The sequence below is a fragment of the Pseudomonas fluorescens genome, from assembly GCF_001307155.1.
GTDB lineage: Bacteria > Pseudomonadota > Gammaproteobacteria > Pseudomonadales > Pseudomonadaceae > Aquipseudomonas > Aquipseudomonas helvetica.
Genome location: NZ_CP012830.1, coordinates 5,497,707 through 5,515,405 on the forward strand (window position 1 = coordinate 5,497,707; position 17,699 = coordinate 5,515,405).

The window sequence follows — 17,699 nt, forward strand, 5'->3', positions numbered from 1 at the left end:
CCGGGGTGGGAGCATGCTCGAGATCAATGATCTGCACGCCAGCGTCGACGGCCGTGAAATCCTGCGGGGCATCACGCTGCGGGTGGAAGCGGGCGAGGTGCACGCGATCATGGGGCCGAACGGCTCCGGCAAGAGCACGCTGGCCCAGGTCCTCGCGGGCCTTGAAACTTATGAGGTCAGCGGCGAGGTGCTGTATGACGGCCAGGACCTGCTCGCCATGCCGCCAGAAGCGCGGGCGGTCGCCGGGATTTTCCTGGCGTTTCAGTACCCGGTGGAAATTCCCGGCGTCGGCAACCTCTACTTCCTGCGCACGGCCCTCAATGCCGTGCGCAAGCAGCGCGGGCTTGAAGAGCTGGATGCACTGGATTTCCTTGAGCTCGCCAAGGAGCGCATGGCGCTGGTCGAGATGGACCAGAGCTTCATGAACCGCTCGCTCAACGTCGATTTTTCGGGCGGCGAGAAGAAGCGCAACGAGATTTTCCAGATGGCGATTCTCGAACCCCGTCTGGCGATCCTCGACGAGACCGACTCAGGCCTCGACATCGACGCGCTGCGGACGGTCGCAGCCGGTGTCAACGCGCTGCGCAGCAAGGATCGCGCGCTGCTGGTGATCACCCACTATCAACGATTGCTCGACTACATCGTCCCGGATCGCGTGCACGTCATGGCCAACGGGCGGATCGTCCAGTCCGGTGGCAAGGAGCTGGCCATCGAGCTGGAGAAACACGGCTATGCGAGCTATGAGCAGGACTCTGCAGCGCCCGGAGCCAGGCCATGAACAGCGCGGCGTTGCTCTCGCAGCTCAACCCCAGCGTTGACGCCCGGCGTCCGGCCTGGCTGCAAGCGTTGCGCCGCGAAGCGTTCCAGTGGGTGACCGAGCAAGGCTTTCCGACGGTCAAGGACGAGGCCTGGAAGCACACGCGAGTCGCGCCGATCCTGGAGATTCCTTTCCAGCCGGTCGAAACGATCGCGAGTCAGGACCTGTCCGCCGTCGACATCGAACGACTCGCCGGCAACTACGGCGGCGTACGGCTGGTCTTCGTCAACGGCTATTTCGCGGATGAACTGTCGGCACTTGAAGGACTGCCCCGCGGCGTTAAGGTGTGCCCATTTGCACCGTTGCTGAACGCCGACAATGGGGGACTCGAAAATCTGTTCGCCCATGCGTTTCGCTCACAGCCACAAGCCTTTACCGCACTGAATGCGGCGTTTGCCGAGGATGGGGCGTTGGTGCAGATTCCTGCCCACACGACGCTCGACGTCCCGATCCATCTGGTGTTTCTCTCGACATCGGACGCCACGCCACGGGTGACCCATCCGCGTGTCCTGGTGCAGATGGGGGCCGGCAGCCGGGCGATTCTGGTGCAAAGCCATGTCAGCAGCGGGGAAGAGGTCTACCTGAGTAACGCAGTCAGCGAGGTGCTGCTGGACGCCGACGCTACGCTTGAACATTACACGCTGCAGAATGAGAGCACGGCGGCCTTCCATGTCGCGCTGCTCAGCGTGCGCCAGGCTCAGGGCAGTCACTTCACAGCGCATTCCCTGGCACTGGGTTCGAAACTGGCAAGGCAGGAACTGCGCGTGGTACTCGAAGGCCCAGGCGCCGAAGTCGCCCTGAACGGTCTGTACCTGCCGCGAGGCCAGCAGCACCTTGATAACCAGACAACCATCGAGCACCGGGCCCCGCGGTGCACCAGCCGCGAGCGCTATAAAGGCGTGATCGATGATCATGGGCATGGAATCTTTGACGGACGGATCATCGTGCGTCCGGGAGCGATGAAGACCGATGCCAGCCAGACCAACAAGAATCTGCTGTTGTCGACGTCGGCCCAGGTCAACTCTCAGCCTCGGCTGGAGATATTCGCCGATGACGTCAAGTGCGCTCACGGTGCCGCCGTCGGCCAACTCGATGAGCAGGCTATTTTCTACCTGCGCTCACGGGGTATTCCGCTGGCGGCGGCGCGGTCGCTGCTGACCTTTGCGTTCGTCAGCGAGATGCTCGAGCTCATTGAACTGGAGCCGTTGCGCGAGCATGTGCAGCGACTGGTCACCGCGCAGTTGCGCGGGCTGGAGGTGTCGGCATGAGCGACCTCGAAAACCGCCTTCAAGGGCTATCGAAACCGCTCCACCTTACGCCAGGCTACGACGTCGAACGTGTGCGCCAGGCGTTCCCGATCCTCGCGGAGACGATCTACGGCAAGCCGCTGATTTACCTCGACAGTGCCGCGACCAGCCAGAAGCCGCAGGCGGTCATCGATGCTATGTCGCACTTCTTTTCCAAGGAGAACGCCAACGTGCACCGCGGCGTGCATTACCTCTCGGTGCGCGCCACCGAGGAGTATGAGAAGGCTCGGGCCAAGGTCCAGGGTTTCCTCAATACCGAATCCGTCGAAGAGATCGTCTTCGTCCGCGGCACGACCGAAGCGGTCAATCTCGTGGCGCAAACCTACGGCAAGACTCAGCTCCGAACAGGCGACGAGGTGCTGATCACGGCCATGGAGCACCATTCGAATATCGTGCCGTGGCAGATGCTCTGCGAGCAGACTGGCGCGCGGCTGCGGGTGGCGCCGATCAACGACGCTGGCGAACTGCTGCTCGATGAGCTGGAACGGCTGATCGGGCCCAGGACCCGACTGGTGGCGGTGACCCATGTCTCCAATGTGCTGGGCACCATCAACCCGATCCGGCGCATTGTCGAGCTCGCCCACGCGCGGGGCGTACGCGTGCTGGTCGACGGCGCCCAGGCAGCTCCGCACCTCAAGGTCGACGTACAAGCGTTGGGCTGCGATTTCTACGCCTTGTCTGGCCATAAAATGTACGGCCCCACCGGCATCGGCGTGCTCTACGGCCGTCACGAGCTGCTCGAAAGCATGCCGCCTTATCAGGGCGGCGGCGACATGATTCTCTCGGTCAGCTTCGAGAAAACCGTCTACAACAAACCGCCGTACAAGTTTGAAGCGGGGACCCCGAACATGGCCGGCGCTATCGGCCTTGGTGCGGCGATCGACTTTCTCGCTGAACTGGGGCCTGGGGCGATTGCGGCTCATGAGCAGGCCGTGCAGGCCTACGCCACCAAGGCGTTGGCGGCGTTGCCCGGCCTGCGGTTGATCGGTACGGCAGCAGAAAAGGTCGGTGTTCTTTCGTTTGTCCTCGACGGCATCCACCCGCACGACATCGGCACTATCCTTGACCGCGAAGGGATCGCGATTCGCACCGGGCATCACTGCGCACAGCCCTTGATGAACCGTTTCGGCGTGCCCGCCACCGCTCGCGCGTCGCTCGGCTGCTACAGCACCGAGCGGGATATCGATGCACTGGTGGCCGGGCTGGCCAAAGTTCAGGAGGTGTTCCGATGAGTGGCGACGAACTGCGCGACCTCTACCAGGACGTGATCATCGACCACGGAAAGCGGCCGCGTAACTTTCACCCGCTTGCGGACGCGACCTGTACGGCGGAGGGTTTCAATCCGCTGTGCGGCGATCAACTGAAGATTTATCTCCGGCTGGCGAACGGGGTGATCGAGGACATCAGTTTTCAGGGGGTTGGCTGTGCCATCTCCCAGGCCTCGGCGTCCCTGATGACGCTGGCGGTGAAGGGGAAAAAGCCTGCGGAGGCGCAGGCACTTTTTGCCCGGGTGCATACGTTGCTCACCGAAGGGCCAAACGCCCGGGTGACACCCGCAGAGCTCGGTAAACTCGCGGTGCTTTCAGGCGTTTGGGAGTTTCCGGTGCGGGTCAAGTGCGCCACTCTGGCCTGGCACACGCTGCGCAGCGCCCTCGAAGGCGGCGCCTCGCAGGTCACGACGGAGTAATCAGCCATGGCAGCCACATTAGCAATCCCCCATATTCATCTGCGCGAACCGGCACGCAAAGTCTTGCTCGATGCCCTGGCGGACGGGCATGTGCGCGGGGTGCGGCTCAGGATCGATGAGCATTTCGCGCATGAGTTTTTCTTTGAACGCGCTGCCGAAGGCGATATCACGGTCGAGGCAGACGGCATCAAGCTGTTGCTCGATCCCGCAAGCGCCGGGCGTGCCGATGGCTTGTCCGTCGATTTCGAGTATGACCTGCATGGCGCCGGCTTCCATTTCGATAACCCGAATAAACCGGGCTACCTGCAACCGATCGAACTCACGCGCGATTGCGCAGTGACCCTGATTCCGGGCGGGGAGCGACTGCAACTGGGCCGTGGCGAGCGAGTGGTGGTAACCCAGGCGCTCGGTGGCAGCTTCACGGTGCAAATCTCCAGGGGCCGGCTGGCACGGGTCGCCGCCGCTGACGCCGATGCGTTAGGGCGGGATGCTCAGCGGCAGGAGCAGCCCCAGGCGAGCAGTGGCGGGTTCGACATCCAGCAAGTGTTTGACATGCTGCGCACCGTCTACGACCCGGAGATCCCGGTCAACGTGGTCGATCTCGGGCTCATTTACCAGTGTGAAACCCGTTTGCTTGCCGACGGCGGCCAGCGAGTCGAGATCAAGATGTCCATGACCGCGCCCGGTTGCGGAATGGGCGATGTGCTCAAAGAGGAGGCGTACACCAAGGTCCAGAGTATCCCTGGGGTCAGCGAGGTCGAGGTCGAGATCGTCTGGGACCCGCCATGGGATCAAAGCCGCATGTCCGAGGCGGCGCGTTTGCAGTTGGGGCTGTTCTGAGGAACCCGGCGTGAGGAGCCAGCCATGAGCAATCGACTCGCCAAAGAGACTTCGCCCTATCTGCGCCAGCATTCAGAGAACCCCGTCGATTGGTATCCGTGGGGCGAGGAAGCGTTCCGCCGCGCGCGCGACGAGGACAAGCCCATCCACCTGTCGCTGGGTTACGCCGCCTGTCACTGGTGTCATGTGATGGCCCACGAGTCGTTCGAGAACCCCGAGACCGCGCGCCTGATGAACGAGCGCTTCATCAATATCAAAGTCGACCGCCAGGAACGGCCTGACCTCGACGACATCTATCAACAAGTCGTGCAGATGATGGGGCAGGGTGGTGGCTGGCCGTTAACGGTGTTCCTGACTGCCGAGCGCGAGCCGTTCTTCGGCGGCACCTACTTTCCGCCAGACGACGGTTATGGTCGGCCAGGCTTCACTCAACTGCTGCTCGGTCTGAGCGACGCCTGGCAGAACAACCGCGCGGCGCTGCAACAGAACGTCAAGCAGTTCCTTCAGGGGTACCGCAAGCTGGACGCATCAATGCTGGAGGGCGATACACCGCTGGAGCCAGACCAGCCGGCCGCCGCTGCCCGATTGTTTGCCCGAAACACCGACCCGGTGAACGGCGGCCTGGGCAACGCGCCGAAATTTCCCAACCCGGCCTGCCATGATCTGGTCCTGCGCGTCTATCAGCGTCTGCACGAACCGGATCTGCTGCGTTCGGTGGAGTTGACCCTCGATCGCATGGCCGCCGGCGGGCTCTACGATCACCTCGGCGGCGGTTTTGCTCGTTACTGTGTGGATGAACGCTGGGCCGTCCCTCATTTTGAAAAGATGCTCTACGACAACGGCCAACTGGTGAAGCTCTATGCCGATGCCTATCGCGAGACCGGCAAGCCTGCCTGGCGGCGCGTGTTCGAGGAAACCATCGACTACATCCTGCGTGACATGACCCATCCTGAAGGCGGTTTCTACGCCAGTGAAGACGCTGACAGCGAGGGCGAAGAAGGCAAGTTCTACGTGTGGACACTCGCTCAAGTGCAGGCCGCGCTCGGCGAGCCGGATGCTGCGCTGGCCTGCCGGGCTTACGGTGTCACCGCCAACGGCAACTTCGAGCATGGCAGCACGGTGCTGCACCGCGCAGTCGCGCTGGACGCGGTGCAGGAACTACAGCTCAAGGGCCTGCGCGACAGGTTATTGCTAGCGCGTGCCCAACGTATTCGTCCGGGGCGCGACGAGAACATCCTCACCAGCTGGAACGCGTTAATGGTCCAGGGGCTCTGCGCCGCTTACCAGGCGACCGGAACCACAACGTATCTGGACGCCGCGAAGCGCGCCGCCGATTTCATTCTGGAACGACTCTCGACGCCCGAAGGTGGCCTGTACCGGGCCTGGCGGGAGGGCTTGGCGAAGGTCCCGGGCCTCCTCGAGGACTACGCCTTCCTCGTCAACGCCTTGATTGATCTCTATGAGTGCGACTTCGAGAAACGTTATGTCGAACGCGCCACGCAATTGGCCGAGGTGATCCTCGACAAGTTCTGGGAGGACGGACTTTACTTCACGCCCAGCGATGGCGAGCCGCTGGTGCACAGGCCTCGGGCACCGCACGACAGTGCCTGGCCGTCAGGAACTTCGGCCAGTGTGTTGGCTTTCCTGCGACTTTTTGAACTGACCGGCCGCGAGCTTTACCACGAGCGTGCCGAGCAGGTCTTGGCGATGTACCGCGCCGCAGCCGCGCAGAATCCCTTCGGCTTCGCCCATCTGCTGGCGGCACAGGACTGGATGCAACGTGGCCCGATCAGCATCGTCATTGCCGGCGAGCGTTCCGCCGCCAGCGCCTTGGTCGCGAAGTTGCAGCGCCGCTACCTGCCGGCACGCGTCCTGGCCTTTGCCGAGGATGTGCCCATCGGCGGGGGCCGGCATGCGCTCGCGGGACAAACCAGCGCCTATGTCTGCCGAAACCGCACCTGCGAGCCACCGGTCACCAGCGCCGAAGAGCTTGTAGAGCGCTGTCTGAAGTGAAGGACCAGAACTGAATCGAACCGTCACATGAGGAGACCACGATGGACAACAAGAACAGCCACAACCCGTACACGTACCAACGTCTCAAGCATCTATATCCTGATTACTTCAGTGCCTTGGAGGCCCTGGGTACAGCGGTACATCATGCTGGGCCGCTGGAAGAGAAAACCGTCCAGCTGATTCAGCTCGGTGCCGCGGCGGCAATCCGCTCGGAAGGCGCCGTGCACAGTCATACCCGACGGGCACTGGCAGCCGGGGCGACGACTGAGGAGATCCATCACGCACTGATCGCCTTGACCAGCACGATCGGCTTCCCGACGGTCATTGCGGCGATGAGCTGGGTGGATGATGTGATCGGGAAAAGAGGCAATGACGCGCCGGAGCTCTGAGTACACCGCCGCCGACCGGGTTTCCTTACATCCCGTGCAATCTTGACTATAGTTTCAAGTGTCGGCGGCCGTCGTTCAGTCACCGTGTTCGTCCAAGATTTCCCGGGCACGTTCCGGGTAACTCCACCTGATCAGGAGCGCACGATGGACCTCAACCGTCGTCAGTTCTTCAAGGTCGCCGCTATCGGCCTTGGAGGCTCCAGCCTGGCCGCGCTGGGTATGGCACCCGCGCCAGCCTTCGCCGAGCAAGTCCGCCACTTCAAGCTGGCCCATACCCATGAAACCCGCAATACCTGCCCCTACTGTTCGGTGGGTTGCGGCTTGATCATGTACAGCCAGGGCGATGCGGCCAAGAACGTCAATCAGAGCATCATCCACATCGAAGGGGATGCCGACCACCCGGTCAATCGCGGCACGCTGTGCCCTAAAGGCGCAGGCCTGCTGGACTTTGTCCATAGCCCCAGCCGGCTGCAATATCCGCAAGTACGTAAGCCGGGCAGCAAGGAGTGGACGCGGGTGTCGTGGGATGAAGCGCTGGATCGCATCGCCGACCTGATGAAGGCCGACCGTGACGCCAACTTCATCGAGAAGAATGCCAAGGGCCAAACGGTCAACCGTTGGCTGACGACGGGTTTTCTCGCTGCCTCGGCGTCCTCCAACGAAGCCGGTTACATGACCCATAAGGTCGTTCGCAGTCTGGGCATGCTGGGGTTCGATAACCAGGCACGTGTCTGACATGGCCCGACGGTGGCAAGTCTTGCCCCAACGTATGGCCGAGGTGCGATGACCAACCACTGGACCGATATCGCCAACGCGAATCTGGTCCTGGTCATGGGCGGTAACGCCGCCGAAGCCCACCCCTGTGGCTTTAAATGGGTGACCGAAGCCAAAGCGCACAACCAGGCGCGATTGATCGTGGTTGACCCGCGTTTCACCCGTACCGCCTCGGTGGCCGATTATTACGCACCGATCCGCACCGGCACCGACATCGCCTTCATGGGCGGTCTGATCAACTATTTGCTTACTGAAAACAAGATCCAGCACGAGTACGTGCACGCCTATACGGACGTGGCGTTCATCGTCAAGGACAGCTTTGGTTTCGAGGACGGGCTGTTTACCGGCTACGACGCAACCAAGCGCACCTACAGCGACAAGTCCAGCTGGGGCTATGAAATCGGCGAGGACGGTTTTGCCAAAGTCGATCCATCCCTGATGCACCCGCGTTGCGTCTACCAACTGATGAAGCAGCATTACAGCCGCTACACCCTGGAACTGACCAGCCAGATCTGCGGCATGCCGCAAGATGCCCTGCAAAAGATCTGGGAAGAGATCGCCACCTGCTCGCAACCGGGCAAGACCATGACGATTCTCTACGCACTGGGCTGGACCCAGCATTCGACGGGCTCGCAGATGATTCGCAGCGCAGCCATGGTGCAGTTGCTGTTGGGCAACGTCGGCATGCCGGGCGGGGGGGTCAATGCCCTGCGCGGGCATTCCAACATCCAGGGCCTGACCGACCTTGGGTTGCTGTCGAACCTGCTGCCCGGCTACCTGACCTTGCCGGGCGATGCCGAACAGGACTACGACGCCTACATTGCCAAGCGTGCGCTCAAGCCACTTCGGCCCGGACAGCTGTCTTATTGGCAGAACTACGGCAAGTTCCACGTCAGCCTGATGAAGGCCTGGTACGGCGCCAACGCTACCGTTGACAACCATTGGGGCTACGACTGGCTGCCGAAGCTCGATATCCCCGGTTACGACATCCTCAAAGTGTTCGACATGATGTCCAGCGGGCAGGTCAACGGCTACGTCTGCCAGGGCTTCAATCCTATCGCCGCCTTACCTGACAAGAACCGGGTGATGGCCGCGCTGGCCAAACTCAAGTGGCTGGTGGTGATGGACCCGCTCGCCACCGAGACCTCGGAATTCTGGCGCAATGTCGGGCCTTACAACGATGTCGAAACGGCCGGCATCCAGACCGAAGTCATCCGCCTGCCCACCACCTGCTTCGCCGAAGAGGACGGTTCACTGGTCAACAGCGGCCGTTGGCTGCAATGGCACTGGAAGGGCGCCAATGGCCCGGGACAAGCACGCACCGACATCAAGATCATGAGCGAGCTGTTCATCCGTTTGCGTCAGCGCTACCAGGCCAATGGCGGCGCCTTCGCCGAGCCGATTCTCAAGCTCAGTTGGCCCTACAAGGTGCCTGACGATCCGACACCGGAAGAGATTGCCAAGGAGTTCAACGGCTACGCGGTTGCCGATGTTACCGACGCTACGGGCGCGACACTCAAGGCCGGGCAGCAGCTATCCGGTTTTGGCCAGCTCAAGGACGACGGCAGCACGGCGTCGGGCTGCTGGATCTTCTGCGGCAGCTGGACCGAGCAGGGCAACCAGATGGCTCGCCGCGACAACAGCGACCCTTTCGGGATGAAGCAGAATCTGGGATGGGCCTGGGCCTGGCCGATGAACCGGCGCATTCTCTACAACCGCGCCTCGGCCGACCCGAAAGGCCAGCCGTGGGATCCGAAAAAGCGCCTGGTGTGGTGGAACGGCAAGTCCTGGGGCGGCACCGATGTGCCTGACTACAAGGCCGACGTACCGCCGGAAGCAGGCATGAACCCGTTCATCATGAACCCCGAAGGGGTGGCGCGTTTCTTCGCTCTCGACAAGATGAACGAAGGGCCTTTCCCGGAACATTACGAACCGTTCGAAACGCCTATCGGCATCAACCCGCTGCACCCCACCAACAAGAAGGCGACCAGCAACCCGGCCGGGCGCATCTTCGATTCGGTCTGGGAGTCGCTCGGGACGGCAAAGGACTTCCCCTATGCCGCCACGAGCTATCGGCTGACCGAGCACTTCCACTTCTGGACCAAGCATTGCCCGATCAATGCCATCACCCAGCCCGAGCAGTTCGTCGAGATTGGTGAAGCCCTGGCCAAGGAGAAGGGGATTGCCCCAGGCGACCGGGTAAGGGTCAGCTCCAAACGCGGGCATATCGAGGCGGTGGCGGTGGTGACCAAGCGGATTCGTCCGCTGCAGGTCAACAACCAGACCGTGCACCATATCGGCATTCCGTTGCACTGGGGGTTCACCGGGGCAACCCGGCATGGCTACCTGACAAACACCCTGGTGCCGTTCCTCGGTGACGGCAATACACAGACCCCGGAATCCAAGTCGTTCCTGGTCAATGTGGAGAAAATCTGATGGCCAACCAAGACATCATTGCCCGTTCGGCCACCACCACCTTGCCGCCCTCGGTACGTCAACAGGAGGAAGTCGCCAAACTCATCGATACCACCAAGTGCATCGGTTGCAAGGCCTGCCAGGTCGCCTGTTCGGAATGGAATGAATTGCGCGACGAGGTCGGCCACAACCATGGAACCTACGACAACCCGCAGGATCTCAGCGCCGAGACCTGGACCCTGATGCGCTTCACCGAGCACGAAACCGACGCCGGCAACCTCGAATGGCTGATCCGCAAGGACGGTTGCATGCACTGCGCTGAACCTGGCTGCCTCGCGGCCTGCCCAAGTCCCGGGGCGATCATCAAGCACGCCAACGGCATCGTCGATTTCGACCAGGACCATTGCATCGGCTGCGGTTATTGCATCACCGGATGCCCCTTCAACATTCCGCGCATTTCGCGCAAAGACCACAAGGCCTACAAGTGCACGCTGTGTTCGGACCGGGTGGCGGTCGGGCTGGAACCCGCTTGCGTCAAGACCTGCCCGACCGGGGCCATCGTGTTCGGCAGCAAGGAGGACATGAAAGAACACGCCGCCGAGCGCATCGTCGACCTCAAGTCACGGGGCTTCGACAACGCCGGCCTGTACGATCCCGCCGGCGTCGGCGGCACGCATGTGATGTACGTCCTGCACCACGCCGACCAGCCATCGCTGTACGCCGGCTTGCCGAACCAGCCGGTCATCAGCCCATTGGTCGGGCTGTGGAAAGGCGTGAGCAAACCACTGGCGTTGTTGGCCATGGGCGCTGCAGTGCTGGCGGGTTTCTTCCATTACGTGCGCATCGGCCCGCAGCGCGTCGAGGAAGACGAACACCCGCCCGGTAAGGATTCCAGCGTGCATGAAGTCGACCCAACGGTGCATGTCTATGACCCGAACACGCCAGGATCGCAGGAGGACAGGCGACCATGAAAGACAAAACGATCCTGCGCTACAACGCCAACGAACGCACCAATCACTGGCTGGTGGCGATTCTGTTTTTCATGGCAGCCCTGTCGGGTCTGGCACTGTTCCACCCGTCGCTGTTCTGGCTCAGCGAGTTGTTTGGCGGCGGGCCGTGGACGCGCATCCTGCACCCCTTCATGGGCGTGCTGATGTTCGTGTTTTTCCTGGGGCTGGTGATCAGCTTCTGGCGGGCCAATGTCTTTATTGCCAACGACCGCCTGTGGCTCAAACGGGTCAACCGGGTGATGCGCAATGAGGAGGAAGGCGTACCGCCCATCGGCAAGTACAACCCCGGGCAGAAGCTGCTGTTCTGGACCTTGCTGGCCTGCATGCTGATATTGCTGCTGAGCGGTGTGGTGATCTGGCGGGCCTATTTCAGCCAGTACTTCGGCATCACCTCGATTCGCCTGGCGATGCTGTTGCATGCGCTGGCAGCTTTCGTGCTGGTGCTGAGTATTATCGTGCACATCTACGCCGGCCTCTGGATCAAGGGCTCGGTCAGCGCAATGCTGCATGGCGGGGTCAGCCGTGCCTGGGCGAAGAAACATCATGCGCTCTGGTACCGCGAGGTGACGCACGACGAGAACCCTGACAGCCAGATAAGCAAGAAAGGATGATGCCTTGAGCACGATACTCGAGCCCGGACAAATCGAGGCGGCGGCGAGCACGCCGCCGTTCCTGCGCCTGCCGCCGCCCAACCTGTACACCTTGCGTGCGATGCGCCTGGAGCGATTGGCCAATGGGCATCCGCTGGCCGATTTCCTGCGGCTGGTCGTCGACCTGTGTTACGTCCAGCAAAGCCTGTTGGACGAGCCACCGCTGGCCCCGGCCCCGAATCCTGAGCGCCTGTTGTTATGCCAGGAACATGGCTTGCCGCCGCTGGCCGCCGACAGTCTGGTGCGCGAAGACGGTTGGCTGCCGTACCTGGAAACCCTGCTGCGGCGTTACCAGGCACCGCCGCGTTCAGCAGTGAAAAGTGCCGTGGCAACCTTGCACACCGCCAGCGTCGGGCAGCGCAAGGTCTGGGCGATTGCCTTGCTCAACGGCCAGTATGCAGGGCTGCCAGCGGCGCTGGTGCCGTTTCTCGGTGCGGCCTTGCAGGCGGCATGGAGCCACTGGCTGCTCGGCATGCCGGTTAGTGAACTGAAGCCGTGCGCCAGCCTTGGCCAATGCCCGGCCTGTGGTTCGCCGGCCATGGCCGGGGTGATTCACCAACGGGGAAAATACAACGGGTTGCGTTACCTGGTGTGTTCGCTGTGTGCCTGCGAATGGCATGTGGTGCGGGTCAAATGCGTCTACTGCGAACAAAGCAAAGGACTCAAATACGTCAGTTTCGAGGATGATCGGCATACGGCCAACCAGGCGCCACTGCGGGCTGAAATCTGCCCCGGCTGCAACAGTTACCTGAAACTGCTGTACCTGGAAAACGACGCTGACGCCGAAGCGCTCTCGGCGGACCTCGCCAGCTTGATGCTGGACATGCGCCTGGACCTGGACGGCTACCAGCGTCTGGCACCGAACCTGATGCTGGCGCCAGGGGGAGATTGATCTCAGCGGCTACACTCAGGTTTCCGGGACCGGAGCCTGTTTCATTCCACTCCCGCGACGGCCAACCGTTTCAGGGAGCCCCCTTGATGCCCGCAAAACTTGCCAGCGTCCCCGCGCGTTTACCTTCCATCGATAGCCTGTTGCGCAACGCCGCCTGCCAGCCGCTGGCTGAACGTTATGGCCGCGATGCCTTGCTCGCGACTTTGCGACAGTTGCTCGACGATGTGCGTGAACCGGTGCAACGGGGTCAGCTTGACGCCCTTGAGCTCACGGCTCAGGTATTGGCGGGGAGGGCCGGCGAACGCCTGGCAAACCAGTACCGCAGTCGGGTCCGGCGAGTGTTCAACCTTACCGGCACGGTACTGCATACCAACCTCGGTCGGGCACTGTTGCCGGAGGAAGCGATCGAGGCGGTGCAACAGGCTGCCCGTTATCCGCTGAATCTGGAATTCGACCTGGCAAGTGGCAAGCGCGGTGATCGTGATGATCTGATCGAAGGCCTGATACGCGAGCTGACCGGTGCCGAGGCGGTGACGGTGGTCAACAACAACGCAGCCGCCGTGTTGCTCGCGCTCAACAGCCTGGGAGCGCGCAAAGAGGGGATCATCTCCCGTGGCGAACTGATCGAAATCGGCGGGGCATTCCGCATTCCCGACATCATGGCGCGGGCCGGGGTCAGACTGCATGAAGTCGGCACCACCAACCGCACCCATCCCCGCGACTACGAAGCCGCCATCGGCCCACGCAGCGGCTTGTTGATGCGCGTACACGCGAGCAATTACAGCATTCAAGGCTTTACGGCCCAGGTGCCGACCGCCGAACTGGCGCAACTGGCCCACCGGCACGGGCTACCATTGCTGGAAGATCTGGGTAGCGGCAGTCTGCTGGACCTGACTCGCTGGGGCCTGCCCGCCGAACCGACAGTGCGCCAGGCGCTGGTCGACGGGGCCGATATCGTCACCTTCAGCGGTGACAAGTTGCTCGGTGGTCCTCAGGCGGGATTGATCGTCGGTCGCAAGGAACTGATCGCCCGAATCAAGAAGAACCCGCTCAAGCGGGCCTTGCGCGTAGACAAATTGACCCTGGCCGCCCTCGAAGCCGTGTTGGGGTTGTACCGTGATCCCGACCGATTGGCCGAGCGTTTGCCCAGCCTGCGCCTGCTCACCCGACCGCAAGCCGATATCCTCGCTCAGGCCGAACGCCTGTGTCCGCTGCTGGCGCGCGTACTGGGCGCCGGTTGGACGGTTAGCGCGCTGCCGGCGCTGGGCATGATCGGTAGTGGTAGCCAACCGATTGCCCGCTTGCCAAGCGCTGCCTTGTGTCTGCGTCCGCAGGTGTCGAAACGCTTGCGTGGTCGGCAACTGCATGGCCTGGAAGCGACTTTTCGAGCCTTGCCCATTCCGGTACTCGGTCGCATCGACGACGATGCGCTGTGGCTGGACCTGCGCCAACTCGACGACGAAGCGGTCTGGCTCGCTCAACTCGAGCTGCTGCAAGGAGTGGGGGAGGCAAGGTGATCGTCGGCACCGCTGGACACATTGACCACGGCAAAACGGCCTTGCTCAAAGCCCTGACAGGACAGGCCGGCGATCGCCACCGGGAAGAACGCGAACGCGGTATCACCATCGACCTGGGCTTCCTTTATGCGCCGCTGGAACCTGGGGCGGACATGACCGGTTTTATCGACGTGCCGGGGCATGAGCGCTTCATCCACAACATGCTCGCCGGCGCTCAGGGCATTGATCTGGTGTTGCTGGTAGTGGCCGCCGATGACGGGGTCATGCCCCAGACTCGCGAGCACTTGGCGATTGTCGAGCTGCTGGGGATCCCAAAGGCGCTAGTGGTGATCAGCAAAATCGACCGGGTCGAGCCGGCACAGGTGCAGTCGGTACACGCCCAGGTCGCCGCGTTGCTGGCGCCGGGGCCCTATTGCGGCGCGCCGCAGTTCGCCGTGTCGAGCCTGACCGGGGAGGGCGTTGAAGCCCTGCGCCAGGCATTGTTGACCGCCCAGCATGAGGTCCGGCAGCGTAGCGCCAGCGGAGGATTCCGTCTGGCAATCGACCGCGCTTTCAGCGTCGCCGGCGCCGGTATTGTGGTCACCGGCACAGCGCTGGCCGGGCAGGTGAGGGTGGGCGACACACTCCTGCTGGGCCAGACAGGCAAGCCTGTGCGAGTGCGGAGTTTGCATGCGCAGAATCATGTGGTCGTCGAGGCGTGGGCCGGGCAGCGGGTGGCGTTGAACCTGAGTGCCGAACGCCTGGCCCTGGAACAGATCCATCGCGGTGACTGGCTGCTGGCCGAGTGGCTGTTCGCACCCACACAGCGCCTGGACATCGAGATGCAGTTGCTGGCCAGCGAACCACGCGCCTTCGAACATTTCAGCCCGGTGCACGTGCATCTGGGCACCCAGGATGTCACCGCCCGAGTCGCCTTACTGGAGGGCACACACCTGCAACCGGGGACGCGGATGTTCGCGCAGTTGTTGCTGAACACGCCGTTGCAGGCCGTGCATGGCGACCGTCTGGTCCTGCGCGACCAGAGCGCCCGGCGCACCCTCGGCGGCGGACGGGTACTCGATCCGTTTGCCCCGGCCCGCCAGCGCCGCAGTCCGGCGAGGCTGGCACAGTTGCAAGAGCTGGCCACCGGCGAAAGCCTGGAGCAAATACTGCCAGTGCTGCTTGCCAATAGTGAGACGGGGCTTGACCCACTGCGCCTGGAACGCCAGTTCAATCGCCTGCGCAGCACCTGGCATTTGCCGGTGGATGTCCGTGTCATTGCCACACGCCAAGGTCCGTTATTGTTCAACACCGAACGCTGGGAGGCGCTGAAAGGTTCGTTGCTGGAGCATCTGGCGCACTTTCATCAACTGGAACCGGATGAGCTGGGCCCGGACCGGGATCGCTTGCGGCGGTTTTCGGCCATGTCGCTGGACCGACCGACGTTCATCTGTCTGCTCGACGAACTGCTGTCCAGCGGCGCCATTGCCGTCAGTGGACCCTGGCTGCACTTACCCGAACACCAGGTGCGACTGAGTGAAGAAGACGAGGCCATGTGGCAGCAGTTGCAGCCATTGTTCGAACAAGCTGGCTTCGATCCACCCTGGGTGCGCAACCTGGCCAGCGCCATTGGCCGTGACGAAGCTGCGGTGCGCTTGCTGCTGCGCAAAATGGCGAGATTAGGGCTGGTTCACCAGGTCGTCCGTGACTTGTTTTACCTCGACGCGTCGGTGCACCAACTGGCGGCTATGCTGTTGCAACTGGTCGACAACCATTCGTTGATTCAGGTGGCGGCGTTTCGCGACAGGGTAGGGATCGGCCGCAAGCGCAGCATCCAGATACTCGAGTTCTTCGACCGGATCGGCTTGACTCGCAGGCTTGGCGACCAGCGTTGCATCCGTGCGGAGAATGCCCTGGCACAGCGACCCGAGGGCTGATTTCAAGGAAGGCAATCGCGTCCGGTGGCGCGGCCGGGCTTCAAACCCGGTTGGGGACGGCAGCCGTTCCCGGGCAGGTTCGACTCCTGCTGCCTTCCGCCATTTTTTTACAAACAAGACGGCCCCGGCATCTGGCGATTCGGGGCTGTCTGGTGAGTGCCTTAAGCCGGCAGGTCGGTCATCACCAGTTTGGCGATGTTGAAATAGATGACCAGGCCGGTACCGTCGATAAAGGTCGCGATGAAGGGGGCAGAGACCACTGCCGGATCGATGCGCAGTTTTCTTAACAGCATCGGGATGATCGATGAGACAACGGCGCTCCAGATGGTGATGGCGACCAGCGTCAGGCAGACCACCATGGCGATCTCCGATCCCACTCCGAGCATCCATGCCCGAATCCAGGCCACGACACCGATGGCCAGCGCGATCATGAAGGAAGTGGTCACTTCCTTGCGCAGCACCGTGCCGACATTGCGCAGGCTGACTTCGCCCAGGGCCATGGCCCGTACCAGCGTGGAGGTGATCTGGGTGCCGCTGTTGCCGCCAGTGCCGATCAGCAGGGGAATGAAGAAGGCCAGGGCAATGGCGGCTTCGAGCTGCTCTTCAAATACTTGCAAGATGGTGCTGGTATAGGCTTCGGCGAGAAACAGCAGCAGTAGCCACGGTAAGCGCTTTTTCCACAAACTCCACGGGCTGGTGCTGAGGTAGGGCGTTTCCAGCGGCAGGCTGGCACCCTGGCGTTGAGCGTCGTCGGTGCCTTCGTCCTGAATCAGCGCGGCGATTTCTTTTTCATACAGCACGCCCAATAACCGGCCTTCGCTGACCACGGGAACGATGTCCACGCCTTTCTCGATCAGCTCGGGCGCAACATCGTGCCGGAGCTGATTCGGCGAAACCGAAAAGCGGATGGGCAGCATCAGATCGCGGACGCAAAGATCGGTGTTTTTCTCGGTGAGCAGTGTTTTCACCGACAGCTGGCCATGCAAAGCGCTGCGCGGGTCGGTGACAAAGATGTGGGCCGGAATATCATCGTCCGGCAGTTGCTTGAGCAGATGTTCCCTGGCCTGGATAACCGTCATGTTGCCGGTCACGGTAATGAGCAGAGGGCTCATGTAAGACACTACTGTGTCTTTCAGGCGGATGTCCTTGAAGGTGGAAGGGGTAGCGCTTGCCATTGACATTTGAGGTAGTCCCCATAGCTGTTTTGACCACAAACAGATCTCACACAGGGGCGTAAACCAGAGAAGAGAGTGCAGAAAGCGATCTCCACGTCTAGGTTTTGGCACTGTACAACGTATCCGGGCCATGTTGGCCGGAAGTCACTTGGGCTAAACCTTAATCCGATAGAGCCTGTCTTAACCTTGGGCGTCTCTCGACGTCGTCAGATCAGTGACCTGTGTTTGTACAGGAGCCTCGCCGAACGAGATACTGCAACATTAAATAAACCAGGGCGGTGCCGATCTGGAGTCGGG

At 62.1% G+C, this 17,699-nt stretch carries 14 protein-coding genes, 1 tRNA gene and 1 riboswitch; of the genes, 14 read left to right on the forward strand and 1 reads right to left on the reverse strand.

The window, feature by feature from the left end:
• Window positions 1-13: 13 nt before the first annotated feature.
• The 14 genes from sufC to AO353_RS24995 all read left to right on the forward strand — a co-directional run bounded on the left by sufC (window position 14) and on the right by AO353_RS24995 (window position 16,329).
• Window positions 14-778, forward strand: a complete 765-nt coding sequence (gene sufC, locus AO353_RS24925; RefSeq protein ID WP_054597356.1) for a Fe-S cluster assembly ATPase SufC — start codon at window positions 14-16, stop codon at window positions 776-778.
• The gene (sufD, locus tag AO353_RS24930; RefSeq protein ID WP_054597357.1) at window positions 775-2,085 is read left to right on the forward strand and encodes a Fe-S cluster assembly protein SufD; all 1,311 of its coding nucleotides are present in this window, start codon (window positions 775-777) and stop codon (window positions 2,083-2,085) included. Before sufC ends, sufD begins: the two co-directional genes overlap by 4 nt.
• Window positions 2,082-3,356 carry a cysteine desulfurase gene (locus tag AO353_RS24935; RefSeq protein WP_054597358.1) on the forward strand — a complete coding sequence of 425 codons (1,275 nt, stop codon included), beginning with the start codon at window positions 2,082-2,084 and terminating at the stop codon, window positions 3,354-3,356. Before sufD ends, AO353_RS24935 begins: the two co-directional genes overlap by 4 nt.
• On the forward strand, window positions 3,353-3,811 hold the full coding sequence (gene sufU / locus AO353_RS24940; RefSeq protein WP_054597359.1) for a Fe-S cluster assembly sulfur transfer protein SufU: 459 nt from the start codon (window positions 3,353-3,355) through the stop codon (window positions 3,809-3,811). Before AO353_RS24935 ends, sufU begins: the two co-directional genes overlap by 4 nt.
• Window positions 3,812-3,817: 6 nt before the next feature.
• Window positions 3,818-4,651, forward strand: a complete 834-nt coding sequence (gene sufT, locus AO353_RS31410) for a putative Fe-S cluster assembly protein SufT (protein WP_173860001.1) — start codon at window positions 3,818-3,820, stop codon at window positions 4,649-4,651.
• Between the two features lie 24 nt (window positions 4,652-4,675).
• Window positions 4,676-6,664, forward strand: a complete 1,989-nt coding sequence (locus AO353_RS24950; RefSeq protein ID WP_054597360.1) for a thioredoxin domain-containing protein — start codon at window positions 4,676-4,678, stop codon at window positions 6,662-6,664.
• A gap of 41 nt (window positions 6,665-6,705) precedes the next feature.
• Entirely contained in the window at window positions 6,706-7,053 is a 348-nt protein-coding gene (locus AO353_RS24955) for a carboxymuconolactone decarboxylase family protein (protein ID WP_054597361.1), read from the forward strand.
• 144 nt (window positions 7,054-7,197) lie between these two features.
• On the forward strand, window positions 7,198-10,263 hold the full coding sequence (gene fdnG, locus AO353_RS24965) for a formate dehydrogenase-N subunit alpha (RefSeq protein ID WP_146016090.1): 3,066 nt from the start codon (window positions 7,198-7,200) through the stop codon (window positions 10,261-10,263).
• The gene (gene fdxH, locus AO353_RS24970; protein WP_054597364.1) at window positions 10,263-11,213 is read left to right on the forward strand and encodes a formate dehydrogenase subunit beta; all 951 of its coding nucleotides are present in this window, start codon (window positions 10,263-10,265) and stop codon (window positions 11,211-11,213) included. Before fdnG ends, fdxH begins: the two co-directional genes overlap by 1 nt.
• Window positions 11,210-11,863: a formate dehydrogenase subunit gamma gene (locus AO353_RS24975; protein WP_054597365.1), complete on the forward strand. Its 654-nt coding sequence runs from the start codon at window positions 11,210-11,212 to the stop codon at window positions 11,861-11,863. Before fdxH ends, AO353_RS24975 begins: the two co-directional genes overlap by 4 nt.
• 4 nt (window positions 11,864-11,867) lie before the next feature.
• Window positions 11,868-12,794 carry a formate dehydrogenase accessory protein FdhE gene (gene fdhE, locus AO353_RS24980; RefSeq protein ID WP_054597366.1) on the forward strand — a complete coding sequence of 309 codons (927 nt, stop codon included), beginning with the start codon at window positions 11,868-11,870 and terminating at the stop codon, window positions 12,792-12,794.
• An 86-nt stretch (window positions 12,795-12,880) separates the two neighbouring features.
• The gene (gene selA, locus AO353_RS24985) at window positions 12,881-14,311 is read left to right on the forward strand and encodes an L-seryl-tRNA(Sec) selenium transferase (RefSeq protein WP_054597367.1); all 1,431 of its coding nucleotides are present in this window, start codon (window positions 12,881-12,883) and stop codon (window positions 14,309-14,311) included.
• Entirely contained in the window at window positions 14,308-16,227 is a 1,920-nt protein-coding gene (selB, locus tag AO353_RS24990; RefSeq protein WP_054597368.1) for a selenocysteine-specific translation elongation factor, read from the forward strand. The genes selA and selB overlap by 4 nt, the downstream gene beginning before the upstream one ends.
• A 6-nt stretch (window positions 16,228-16,233) precedes the next feature.
• Window positions 16,234-16,329: transfer RNA gene (locus AO353_RS24995), tRNA-Sec, on the forward strand.
• A gap of 59 nt (window positions 16,330-16,388) precedes the next feature.
• On the opposite strand, the gene AO353_RS25000 is transcribed toward AO353_RS24995, so the two are convergent.
• On the reverse strand, window positions 16,389-17,339 hold the full coding sequence (locus AO353_RS25000; RefSeq protein WP_203226132.1) for a magnesium transporter: 951 nt from the start codon (window positions 17,337-17,339) through the stop codon (window positions 16,389-16,391).
• Window positions 17,340-17,484: 145 nt separating this feature from the next.
• Window positions 17,485-17,659: riboswitch (M-box (ykoK) riboswitch) on the reverse strand.
• Window positions 17,660-17,699: the final 40 nt, after the last annotated feature.

Coding starts and splice junctions, on each gene's coding strand:
- sufC (WP_054597356.1), top strand. CDS start 14: ATGCTCGAGATCAATGATCTGCACGCCAGCGTCGACGGCCGTGAAATC.
- sufD (WP_054597357.1), top strand. CDS start 775: ATGAACAGCGCGGCGTTGCTCTCGCAGCTCAACCCCAGCGTTGACGCC.
- AO353_RS24935 (WP_054597358.1), top strand. CDS start 2,082: ATGAGCGACCTCGAAAACCGCCTTCAAGGGCTATCGAAACCGCTCCAC.
- sufU (WP_054597359.1), top strand. CDS start 3,353: ATGAGTGGCGACGAACTGCGCGACCTCTACCAGGACGTGATCATCGAC.
- sufT (WP_173860001.1), top strand. CDS start 3,818: ATGGCAGCCACATTAGCAATCCCCCATATTCATCTGCGCGAACCGGCA.
- AO353_RS24950 (WP_054597360.1), top strand. CDS start 4,676: ATGAGCAATCGACTCGCCAAAGAGACTTCGCCCTATCTGCGCCAGCAT.
- AO353_RS24955 (WP_054597361.1), top strand. CDS start 6,706: ATGGACAACAAGAACAGCCACAACCCGTACACGTACCAACGTCTCAAG.
- fdxH (WP_054597364.1), top strand. CDS start 10,263: ATGGCCAACCAAGACATCATTGCCCGTTCGGCCACCACCACCTTGCCG.
- AO353_RS24975 (WP_054597365.1), top strand. CDS start 11,210: ATGAAAGACAAAACGATCCTGCGCTACAACGCCAACGAACGCACCAAT.
- selA (WP_054597367.1), top strand. CDS start 12,881: ATGCCCGCAAAACTTGCCAGCGTCCCCGCGCGTTTACCTTCCATCGAT.
- AO353_RS25000 (WP_203226132.1), bottom strand. CDS start 17,339: ATGAGCCCTCTGCTCATTACCGTGACCGGCAACATGACGGTTATCCAG.